6 protein-coding genes are annotated in these 10,235 nt (G+C 68.8%); all 6 read left to right on the top strand.

The genetic code is table 11. The features are described from left to right. A partial coding sequence (gene bcsB / locus AC07ZS_RS25665) for a cellulose biosynthesis cyclic di-GMP-binding regulatory protein BcsB (RefSeq protein WP_494801283.1) occupies positions 1 to 2,185 on the top strand: 2,185 nt, incomplete at its 5' end. Beyond that, entirely contained in the window at positions 2,182 to 3,354 is a 1,173-nt protein-coding gene (gene bcsZ, locus AC07ZS_RS25660) for a cellulose synthase complex periplasmic endoglucanase BcsZ (RefSeq protein WP_494801282.1), read from the top strand. The genes bcsB and bcsZ, both read left to right, overlap by 4 nt. Positions 3,355 to 3,443: 89 nt before the next feature. Beyond that, the gene (locus AC07ZS_RS25655; protein ID WP_494801281.1) at positions 3,444 to 5,168 is read left to right on the top strand and encodes a cellulose synthase subunit BcsC-related outer membrane protein; all 1,725 of its coding nucleotides are present in this window, start codon (positions 3,444 to 3,446) and stop codon (positions 5,166 to 5,168) included. Beyond that, positions 5,155 to 7,527, top strand: coding sequence for a UDP-forming cellulose synthase catalytic subunit (gene bcsA / locus AC07ZS_RS25650; RefSeq protein WP_494801280.1), 2,373 nt, complete (start codon positions 5,155 to 5,157; stop codon positions 7,525 to 7,527). The genes AC07ZS_RS25655 and bcsA overlap by 14 nt, the downstream gene beginning before the upstream one ends. Next, entirely contained in the window at positions 7,524 to 9,104 is a 1,581-nt protein-coding gene (gene bcsG / locus AC07ZS_RS25645) for a cellulose biosynthesis protein BcsG (protein ID WP_494801279.1), read from the top strand. Before bcsA ends, bcsG begins: the two co-directional genes overlap by 4 nt. After that, positions 9,104 to 10,222, top strand: a complete 1,119-nt coding sequence (locus AC07ZS_RS25640) for an HD-GYP domain-containing protein (RefSeq protein WP_494801278.1) — start codon at positions 9,104 to 9,106, stop codon at positions 10,220 to 10,222. The genes bcsG and AC07ZS_RS25640 overlap by 1 nt, the downstream gene beginning before the upstream one ends. Positions 10,223 to 10,235 lie beyond the last annotated feature (13 nt).

Here is a 10,235-nt window from a genome sequence, read left to right as displayed (position 1 = left end):
CCCTTCCCCACCTGACACCCCCGAGACCCAGCGCGCCGTCCAGCTACCGCTGCGGCGCATGGCAGGCGATCGCCCCACGCTTCGTGGCGACGCGGGCGAGCACCGCGTCCACCTCGGCGTGCGCCTGGATGAAATGGTGGTCCGCGCCCGTCTGAACCTGGCGATCACGCCGTCCCCCGCCCTGCTGCCCGGCCTCTCACACCTGCAAGTCCGCCTCAACGACAGGCTGCTGTCCGTCATCCCCTTGCGGTCGGACAAGCCCGGCGAGCGCATCGTGCGAACCCTCGAGCTCGACCCGCGCCTCTTCGTGGACGACAACTGGCTCAGCCTGCGCCTGGTCGGGCACTACACCCTGGAATGCGAAGACCCCCTGCACAGCAGCCTGTGGGCCGAAGTCGATGTGGACGCGTCCGGCTTCGAGCTCGGCGTCCGCCCGCTGGCGCTGGAAGACGAGCTGGCCCTGTTCCCCGCCCCGTGGTTCGATCGCCGCGGCGCCGGCCGGGTCGAGGTGCCCATGGTGCTCGGCGCCCAGCCAGGCAAGGATCGGCTGGGTACCGCGTCCATCATGGCCTCATGGCTGGGTTCGCTCGCGGGCGAGCGCGGAGCGGTCTTCCCGCTGCGGCGCGAGCGCCTGCCCGATCGCCATGCCATCGTGCTGGCCAGCCCGCAACAGCCGGGCCCCGAAGGACTCGAACTGCCCGAAGCACAAGGCCCCACGGTGCGGTTGATGCGCCACCCGAAGCTGCCGCACGTCAAGTTGCTGGTGCTGCAGGGGCGCAACGACCAGGAGCTGCGAACGGCGGCCCTGGGCCTGATCCTGGGTCGGCAGGCCATGAGCGGCAACGTGGCGCAGATCCATGAGCTGGCGCCGATCCCTCTGCGCCAGGCCTATGACGCCCCCAACTGGGTCGCCACGGACAAACCCGTGCGCCTCGGTGAGCTCGTGCCGCAGCGCGCGGCCCTTCAGCTCGACGGCACCCACCCGGCGTCCGTCCTCGTGCGCTGGCGCACGCCACCGGATCTGTGGCAAGGCCCCGGCCGGGCCGCGCTGCTGAACCTGCGCTACCGCAGCTCCGTGCCGTCGCCGGCGGACAACGCGCTCATGAGCCTGTCTCTGAACGACAGCTTCGTGCGCGCCTGGCGCCTGGCCTCCGCGCCCTCTGGCGAATCACTGGGGGGGCTGGGCCGCTGGCTGGGAAACGCCGACGAGGTCTCGGACACCGTTCGCGTGAAGCTGCCCGAGTTCCAGCCCCGGCAGACCAACACCCTGGACGTGCGCATGCCGCTGGGCATGAAGCCTCAAGCGGGCGATTGCGCCTGGCGCGCCGAACCCACCCGGGCATCGGTGGACGCCGAGTCGACGCTGGACTTCTCAGCCTTGCCCCATTTCCTGGAGATGCCCGATCTGGCGGCCTTCGCGGAGGCAGGTTTTCCCTTCACGCGGTACGCCGATCTGTCGCAAACCGCCGTCGTGCTGCCGTCACAGCCCGACGACCACGAGATCGAAACCCTGCTCGCGGTGATGGGCAGTTTCGGCCGCTGGACCGGCATGCCCGCCTGGCATTTTGAAATCACCGCTCCTGAGCACCTGGAACGCTTCCCGGATCGCGACCTCCTGCTGCTCGGTGGTCCGCAACTCCACGCCCTGCTCAAGCGCTGGCAAAAGGACCCGATGCTCGCGCTCGAGGCGCAGCGAAGGGACACGCGCGGCCCGATGGCTGCGGTGGCCGGCTGGCGGTCCTGGCTGCGCCCGGCCACGGACGCCGAACGCCCGACACGTTCACCGCTTCGGATGGAAGCACCAGGCACCCTGGCAACGATCACCGGATTTGAATCGCCCCTGCGGGCAGGACGCTCGGTGGTGGCCTTGAGCAGCGACCAGACCCAGGGCCTGCGCTGGCTGTCGGAAGCCCTCATCGAGTCCGCGCTGGCGGCGCACATTCAGGGTGGGCTCACCGTCGTTCAAGAACGGGACGTCCGGTCCTACGAAAGCACATCGGTCTATCACGTCGGCCAGTTGCCCTGGACGGCGCGCCTGTCGCTCTTCCTGTCCACCTACCCCTGGTTCGCGGCAGCGGCACTGGCATCGGCCCTGGGCCTGCTGGTGTGGGCGGCGCGCATCCGCCTCAAGCTCTACGCGGCGCGGCGTCTGAAGGCCGCCCGCTCCCTACCTGCAGCGCCATGAGCCACCCGACATGGTCCGCGCCGTTCGTTCGACTCGCGCGCTGGGCAACCAGCGTCCTGGTCCTGACCCTGCCCGGCATGTCACAGGCCGCGCCCTGTGCCGACTGGCCCTTGTGGGCGTCCTTTCGTGCGACCTACATCACGCAGGACGCGCGGGTGCTGGACCCAGGGTTGCCACACAGTCCGACCGTCTCGGAGGGACAGGCCTACGCCCTGTTTTTTGCCTTGGTGGCGGGCGATCGGCGGCAGTTCTCGTCCTTGCTCGAATGGACCCGCGACAACCTGGCGCGCGGCGACCTGCACCGCTTTGCCCCCGGGTGGCATTGGGGCCGGTCGGCCGCCGGCCGGTGGGAGCTGCTGGACAGCAACCCGGCCAGTGACGCCGATCTTTGGCTGTCTTATGCCTTGCTCGAAGCGGGCCGGCTCTGGCAGAACGAGGAATACACCCGCCTGGGACACAGCCTGGCCGCCCACCTGCTGCGGGACGCCAGCGCCGTGTTGCCGTCGCTGGGACGAAGTCTGCTGCCCGCGCCGACCGGCTTTCAACTCGGCCCGGATCGCTGGCGCCTCAATCCGAGCTATGCCCCGGTGCCGTTGCTCAGGCGCTTGTCGGTTCTCACCGGTCAAAGCGAATGGCGGGAGATGGTGGAACCCACCCTCCGCCTGATGATCGAGTCGGCCCCCCGGGGCATCTCGCCCGAGTGGGCGATCTGGGATGCCCGCCAAGGGTGGCAAGTCGACGCACAGAGCGAAGGAATGGGCAGCTACAACGCCATCCGGACCTACCTCTGGACGGGCCTGTCCCGCAGCGACCCGGCCTTCGAGCAGCTGGCACTGGGTTTCCTGCCCTGGCTGCACTGGGTGGGTCGACACGGCCATGCCCCCGAGGCGCTCAACGCGCAGACCGGTGCCGCCCCGGCTCGGACCACCCGCGAGGGCCCGCCGGGGTTTGACGTCGCGGCGCTCGTGCTGGCCGACAGCCTGGGGTTCACCGCCCTTCGGCGGCAACTGCAGCCCCGGGTCGAGGCCAGCCTGGCCCAGCCGTCGCTCGGGTACTACAACCATGCCCTGGCCCTCTTCGGCCTGGGCTGGCTGGAGGGGCGCTACCGGTTCTCGCCGCAGGGGGCGCTGACGCTGCCCGGCGGCGCCTGCGAGCCACGGGTGCCGTGATGCGGGCGCTCATCGTCCTTTTGGGCTGTTGCCTGTGGCTGTCCGGGGCTCACGCGAGAACGTCGGCCGACGCGCCTGAGGTGCGGCAATTGCTGGACAGTGCCGCGTACTGGGCCGAGCGCCAGCGGCCGGACCTGGTTCGCCAACTGATGCGCAAGCTGCTGGCGATCCAGCCGCGCCACCCCAAGGCGCTCCAGGCCCTGGGACTCGCCGCGACCTCGCCCGCGCCGACCGGAAACGCTACAGCGACACGCGCCACCCGGCCCTTGCCCAAGCGGCGGGCGCCAACGGTCGTGGCGCGCGCGGACACCGTGCAAACACCGCTCTCGCCGCCCGAAGCGTTGCCACCGCCCCTGCCCGACGCCCCCGTCGTCATGGACGCCGAGGCCAAGGTGGCCGAAGCACCGCCCGCCCCCACGGACGCCGAACTGCAAGCGGTGTGGGACGCCCTGGACCAGCGCCGTGCGCAGGACGGTGTGCAGCTTGGGCGGGCGCTCAGCAACAGGTACCCCGATCGCCCGGATGTCACACGCGCCCTCGCCCTGGCCCTGCGGGAGGCTGGCGAGCGTGGCGAGGCGCGCCTGGGCCTCGAACAGGCCATGCGGCAATCGCTGGAGGCGCCGGCTTCCCTGCAATGGGTAGCCCGGGAATCCCGCAATGCCTTGCAGGCACTGGACGAGCGCCGGCAACCTGAAGTGGCGGCGGGCATCACCTGGGTGAACAAGCCCGGCGATGACGCGGTCTCGCGGCTGGACAGCCGGGTCGTGAGCCTGCGGATGCGCCGCCCCCAGGGCGACCACGGCCACTGGTTCGGGCAGCTTGACTCGGTCCGGCTGGAGGCCGGGCGGGCGAGCGCTGCGCAGCTCCTCTGCTCGGGCGACTGGGGCAGCGCCGCGTTGCGCCCACCGTCGGCCCCAGCCGGCGGTTCCCTGCATGCCCATGCTCAGGGCCAGGCCCTGATGCTCGGCTACGAGGCCGACCGCTGGCGCGCCGACATCGGCACCACGCCCGTCGGGTTCGAGTTCAGCGGTCTCAGCGCAGGGCTGGACCTGAAGGGCCGTGCCGGATCGGCAGACTGGCGCGTGTCGCTCGCCCATCGACCTGTCACGGGAAGCCTCTTGTCCTACGGAGGGCAACGCGACCTGTTTTCGGGCATCCGCTGGGGCGCGGTGCGCCGCACGTCCGCGCTCCTGCAGCTCGCCACCACGTGGAAGGGGCTGGAGCCCTTCGCCCAGCTCGAAGTGGCGGCCTACCGCGGGCACGAGGTGCTCACCAACCGCGAACAGGCCGTTGCGCTCGGCGTGGACTGGACCCTGAGCCGCGGCACGGACCACTACCTGGCCGTCGGACCGGTGCTCCGTGTCCGCGCGTTCGACAACAACCAGAACCACTACAGCGTGGGCCACGGCGGCTACTACAGCCCGCAACGCAGCACGGCCATCAGCCTTCCGCTGCAGGCTGCGATGCGCGGCACCGACCTTTCCTGGGTGATGCGCGTGGCCCCCTCCTGGAGCCAGTCGAGCACCACAAGCGCTCCGCGCTTTCCCACACGAGCCGATCTTCAAGCCCAGGCCGTCGCGCAAGGCCAGGGCATGTACAGCGCCAGCCGAGGCCCGGGCGCCGGTTGGGCATTGCAAAGCACCTGGGAGTACCGCATGAACGCACACTGGACGACCGGCTTGCGGGTGGCTGCCGAACGCTCGCCCGACTATGCGAAAGAGCAGCTTCACATCTACCTGCGATGGCAGGAAAAGCCGCAGCGCGGCCCCGTGCCTCTGTGGCCTTCGACGGTGATGCCCCATGCTGGCGTTTGAGCCCTTTGCGCGTGGCGTGCAGCGCCTGCCGCCGCGCTGGCGCCTGGCGCTGTGGCTGTTGCGGCCCCGAGCCCTGCTGCTGGTGTTGCGCTGGACGGGCGGCGTGCCGTCCGCCACGGAGCGCGCGGCACTGAAGGCGTTGCAGGAGCCCAGGCCCGAGATCCGACGCTGGCCCGCACGCCAGCGCACCACAGTCGCCCGCAAAACCTCCACGCGCACCTGGATCACGCAGCCACCCGAGTTCGCCTGGCGCGCCGCCACCGGCCTGGGCCTGATCCTCCTGATGGCGATGGTGCTCGTGCCCATCTCGAACGCGCAGCAATGCCTGTTGAGTGCCGCCCTGCTGGCCGTCGCCGGCCTGTGCGCCCGTGCGCCCCACGGTGCCGATGACCGCCCGCGGGTGCTGTTGCTCATGGGCCTATCGCTGTTGCTGGCGGGCCGCTACGCCTGGTGGCGCGTCACACAGACCCTGCAGTTCGACGGCGTGGCCGAAACCCTGGCCGGCCTGTTGCTGCTCATGGCCGAGGCCTACTACTGGCTGGTGCTGCTGCTCAGCCATGCGCAAGCCGCGTGGCCCATGAGGCGCCCCAAGGCCACCGTGCGCCGCGGCTTGACCGAATGGCCGCACGTGGACATTTTCATCCCCACCTACAACGAACCCTTGCACGTGGTGCGCCCCACCGTGCTCGCGGCCCAGAACCTCGATTGGCCTGCCGACAAGCTGCACATCCACCTGCTCGACGACGGCCGGCGCGACGAGTTCGATGCCTTCGCCCGCGCAGCAGGGGTCCACTATGTGCGCCGCCCGGACAACCACCATGCCAAGGCCGGCAACATCAACCACGCCCTGGGAAAGACATCGGGCGAGTTCGTCGCCATCTTCGATTGCGACCACATCCCGGTGCGGGATTTCCTGCGCGCCACCATGGGCTGGCTGATCGACAGACCGGGTTGCGCCATGGTGCAGACCCCGCATCACCTCTTTTCGCAGGACCCGATCGAGCGCAACACGCGCCTGGAGCGGGACATTCCGAACGAAGGCAAGCTTTTCTACGGCCCGGTGCAGAACGGCAACGACCTCTGGAACGCCGCCTTCTTCTGCGGTTCCTGCGCGGTCCTGCGCCGAAGTGCCCTGGAGGCCATTGGCGGCATCGCGGTGGAGACCGTCACTGAAGACGCGCACACCGCCTTGAAGCTGCATCGCCGGGGCTACACCACCACCTACCTCCCCCGCATCCTCGCCGCGGGTCTGGCCACGGAAAGCCTCTCCGGCCATATCGGGCAACGCATCCGCTGGGCACGGGGCATGGCCCAGATCTTCCGGCTCGACAACCCTTTGCGCGGCCAAGGGCTCACCATCATGCAGCGCCTGTGCTACTGCAACGCCATGCTGCACTTCTTCAACGGATTGCCCCGACTGATCCTGCTGGCTTCTCCCGTCGCCTACCTCGTGTTCGGCCTTCGGGTGCTCGACGCCGGTGTGCCCACCCTGATGACCTACCTGCTGCCCCATCTGCTGATGGGCAAGATCTTCGAGAAACGGGCGATGGGCCCGTTCCGCGCCTCCTCCTGGGGCAGCGTGTACGAAACCGTGCTCGCGTGGTACATCATGCGCCCCACGCTGATGGCGCTCATCGCCCCCAGGCTCGGCCGCTTCAATGTCACCGCCAAAGGCGGCCGCATCGAGCGCGAGTACTTCGACTGGCGCATCGCGATGCCGTATCTCGTTCTCATCGGGGTCAACCTGACGGCCCTGCTCTGCGGTGTGGCCAGCCTGACAGACAGTGCCCGGCCCGACAGCACCGCGGTGCTTCTCAACATGGTGTGGGCGGTGTTCAACCTGTTGTTGCTGGGCGTGGCCGTGCGCGTGGCCACCGAGACGCGACAGGTCCGCCAGGCTCCACGGATCCGTCTCGCCCAGCGCCTGCCAGCACGCCTGCAGTTGCCTGGCCAGCCGCCGGTCCATGCCCGCCTGGTCGATTTCTCGCTCGAGGGTGTGGGCCTGGAAACCCTGGCCGTCCAGCCCTTTCAGCGGGACCTGGCCTGCCACGTGCATCTGCACGACGGACGGGCCTGGCACGCCTTTCCGGCCACGCTGTCCCATGTGCGAGGCACCTCGCTGGGCATTCGCATCGACCCGCTTGGCGTGGCGGAGCAGCGCCAGCTCATGGCTTGCACCTTCTCGCGCTCCGACCTGTGGCGCCGACAGTCCGTGCTGCGCCACCGCGACCGGCCCTGGTGGGAACTGCGGCAACTGCTGCGCACCGGCGTGAACGGCTACCTGCACGCCATCCGGCTGCTGTTTCGCGAGGCCGTGCTCGGCCTGGGCGAACGCTGGAACACGCGGGGTGCACGATGATGGCCTGGCACCTCTACTTCGCATCCAAGCTGCTTTTGGGTGCTGACGAACACCTGCAATTGCAGGTGTGGCTGAACTTCCCCTTGGCCCTGCTTGTCTACTGGCCGCTCATGCGGCGCCCCTGGCGCCTGCTGCGCGCGCTGCTGGCGTGGCCGGCGGCACTGGCGCTGCTCACCCACGAGGCTGGGGTGGGCCTGAGCGGACGGCTGCTGCAGCAGCTGGGTCAGCTGTCCGGCTTCTCTTCCAGCTACGCCATGGAGCTGGGCCTTCGCCTGCTGGAGGTCAACGCATTGCCGGCGCTGGTGGTCCTGTTGCTGGCCTGCTTCTGGCTCAATCGATGGCTGCGCCTGGAGGTCCTGCTGAGCCTCGCATTGCTGTCCCTGCCGCTGGCAGGCATCCTTCAGCACGCCGTCGAGATCGGCTCCTCCCGGGTGGAAGCCAGAACCACGGCGCCCGATGCGCGGGCCCTGGACCCGCAAACCAAGGTGCAGGACTTCTGGCAAGGCGAACGCCAACGAAGCCGCCCCTTCGCACCCGGCCGACAACCTCCTTTCGACGTGGTTCTGCTGCATGTGTGCTCGCTGTCCTGGGACGACCTCGACGCGGTGGGCCTGGGTGGCCGGCAGCTGTTCGACCGATTCGACCTGGTGTTCGACCAGTTCAACTCGGTCACCAGCTACAGCGGCCCTGCCATGCTGCGACTGATGCGGGCCAACTGCGGTCAGACGCCCCACGACCAGCTTTACAAGCCCGCCTCCGAGCAGTGCGGCCTGCTGCACCAGCTCCGCCTGGCCGGCTACCAGGTGCAGGCCTATCTGAACCACGACGGCCAATTCGACGGGTTTGCCAGGGCCCTTCAAGCCGAGACCCCCGCGAGGATCCTGACACCGGTCACATCGCCGGGCACGCCGGTGGCGCTGAGGGCGTTCGACGGAACACCCATTGCAGGGGACCACGCGACACTGGCCGCCTGGCAGACAGGCCTGAGCGCCGCGGCCCCGCCGCAAGCGCTCTACTACAACACCGTGACCCTGCACGACGGCAACCGCGTGCCCGGCGCGTCGGCCCTCGGCATGATGGACAGCTACCGCCAACGCCTCGATACCTTGCTGCGCGACATGGACCGCTTCATCGGTGACATCGAGCGTTCCCGACGCCCCACGCTGGTCGTGCTGCTGCCGGAACACGGCGCCGCCTTGCGCAAGGGTGCGCAGCACATCGCCGGCCTGCGCGATACCCCCTGGCCCGAAATCACCCGTGTGCCGGTGGCCCTCAAGCTCATCGGCATGAACGCACAACGCCCACCCGACCTCGAGCGCCCTGTCCGGGTATCGGGCCCCACCAGCTACCTGTCGTTCACCGCCCTTCTGGCGGACCTCCTCGCCAAGTCCGACCCTTGGGAGGTGCTCAGGACCGCACCCCATGACGTGCCCGGCGTGGACTTCGTCTCGGACAACGGCGAAACCCTCGTCACGCGGGACGACCAGGCCCTCTGGTTGCGCACGGCGTCCAGCGGATGGCAACGCCTGGCCCGACCTGACACCCACGCCACACAAGCCGATCGGGGAGCACCTTGATGAACGAATTTTCACCAGAGCGGATGGCGCACATCCTCGTCATCGACGACTCGCACGAGATGCTTGAACACCTGGGCATGATGCTGGCCCCCAACTATGAAATCAGCCAGGCCGACAACGGCGAAGCGGGCTTGGCCATGGCCCTGGAGCGTTTGCCCGACCTGATCCTCCTGGACGTGTGCATGGACGGTACGGACGGCTACACCGTGTGCGAGCGGCTGAAGAAGCTGGCCGCCACGCGCCACATACCGGTGGTTCTCATGTCGGCCTACATCGACACCGAGGGCGAGGCCCGCGCCTTCGAGGTCGGTGCGTCCGACTGCCTCCGCAAGCCCATCAATGAGCGGATTGCGGCGTCCCGCATTCAGGTCCAGCTGTCCCTCAAAGCCGCCCAGGACCTCAATCGCGACCGCGAAGCCGCGCTGGAACAGGAAGTGCGGCGGCGCACCGAGCACATCGAACTGACCCAGCATGTCGCCCTGCTCGCGCTGGTCAACCTCGCACGCACGCGGGACACGGAGACCGGCGGACACATCGTGCGCACGCAGGCCTACGTCCGCATGCTGGCGGAGCGACTGCGCGACCACCCGCGCTTCAGCACCGAGCTCACGCCCGGCGCCATCCGGCTGATCACGCAGTCCGCGCCCTTGCACGACATCGGCAAGATCGGTATTCCCGATCACATCCTTCGCAAACCGGGCCCCCTTACCCCCGAAGAAATGACCGTGATGCGCACCCACACCACGCTGGGGCTGGAGGCACTGGAAGACGCTGAAAGGTTGTACGACCGGCGCGTCGACTTCCTCCGGTTCGCCAAGGACATCGTCATCGGCCACCATGAACGCTGGGACGGCAACGGCTACCCCTATGGCCTCAAGGGCGACGCGATCCCCGTGGCGGCCAGGCTCATGGCCGTGGCCGACGTGTTCGACGCCCTGATCTCCAAACGCGTCTACAAGGAAGCGTTTGCACAACAGGTCGCCTTCGACATCATCCGGCAAGGCAGCGGCACCCAATTCGACCCGGACATCGTCGATGCCTTTCTGGATCTGAGCGAGCAGTTCGCCGACATCGTTCGCCTCCACCGAGATGGCGAGACAACGGTTCCGACCGCATGATCGACTACCACCT

The organism is Hydrogenophaga sp. GW456-12-10-14-TSB4 (assembly GCF_059424305.1).
The sequence above is the reverse complement of the archived record's forward strand: the minus strand, read 5'-3'. Positions and strand labels throughout refer to the sequence as shown.

What these genes read in the sequence shown, in the direction of transcription:
- bcsG (WP_494801279.1), top strand. Translation starts at nt 7,524, where the DNA reads ATGATGGCCTGGCACCTCTACTTCGCATCCAAGCTGCTTTTGGGTGCT.
- AC07ZS_RS25640 (WP_494801278.1), top strand. Translation starts at nt 9,104, where the DNA reads ATGAACGAATTTTCACCAGAGCGGATGGCGCACATCCTCGTCATCGAC.
- bcsZ (WP_494801282.1), top strand. Translation starts at nt 2,182, where the DNA reads ATGAGCCACCCGACATGGTCCGCGCCGTTCGTTCGACTCGCGCGCTGG.
- bcsA (WP_494801280.1), top strand. Translation starts at nt 5,155, where the DNA reads ATGCTGGCGTTTGAGCCCTTTGCGCGTGGCGTGCAGCGCCTGCCGCCG.